This is a genomic window from Halorhodospira abdelmalekii, assembly GCF_016583625.1.
GTDB classification, from domain to species: Bacteria; Pseudomonadota; Gammaproteobacteria; order Nitrococcales; family Halorhodospiraceae; genus Halorhodospira; species Halorhodospira abdelmalekii.
Map to the genome: position 1 here is coordinate 1 of NZ_NRRN01000142.1, position 607 is coordinate 607.

Here is a 607-nt window from a genome sequence, read left to right on the forward strand (position 1 = left end):
ATTTCAACAGTGTCGGCGTCGATCGCATCGTATTGATGGTGCGTGCCGACAAATTTCACATAAAGTGCGCCGTACCGATAGGCGACGGCGACGACGAGCCGGTAGGTGTTGCCTTTGATAGTGAAGACGACGCGGCGGCTCTTGAGAATGCTCGCGTTGCGATACTGCGCCTTGATGTCGCTCGGTGACAGCCACGTGGCCTTCTTGGCCTCATCGATCCAGGCGAGGAGTGGCTGCTCAGCGTCTGGATGCTGCTCCCAGAAGGCTTTCAGGTGGCTGATCGCAATCATCCTCATGGCTGGAAGATAGTCCCGCTGCGGGACTAGCGCAAGCTTTACGGCCCGATCATCAGAACACCCTCGTCGGTAACGACCCCCTGCGTCGTCCAAGCCATCCATTGAGCCGGCAATGCGCATGCATTACCATGCAGCACATCAATTGCTTTGATCTGAGAACATCATGGCCACCACCCTTGAGGCCGAGTCCACGCTGACCGCCCGCTACCAGACCACGGTACCGGAAACCGTGCGCCGTGCGCTTCAGCTCAGTAAGCGTGACAAGATCCACTACCACATCCGCGCCAACGGCGAGGTGGTGCTGACCCGCG

2 protein-coding genes are annotated in these 607 nt (G+C 58.8%); one reads left to right on the forward strand and one right to left on the reverse strand.

Annotated features, from left to right (window positions below; translation table 11 throughout):
• Window positions 1-290 (reverse strand): type II toxin-antitoxin system HigB family toxin (locus tag CKO15_RS13850; protein WP_242464822.1); only part of this gene is annotated, 290 nt, incomplete at its 3' end.
• A 169-nt stretch (window positions 291-459) separates the two neighbouring features.
• Here CKO15_RS13850 and CKO15_RS13855 point away from each other — a divergent pair.
• The coding region (locus CKO15_RS13855) for a type II toxin-antitoxin system PrlF family antitoxin (RefSeq protein ID WP_200197426.1) at window positions 460-607 on the forward strand (148 nt) is incomplete at its 3' end.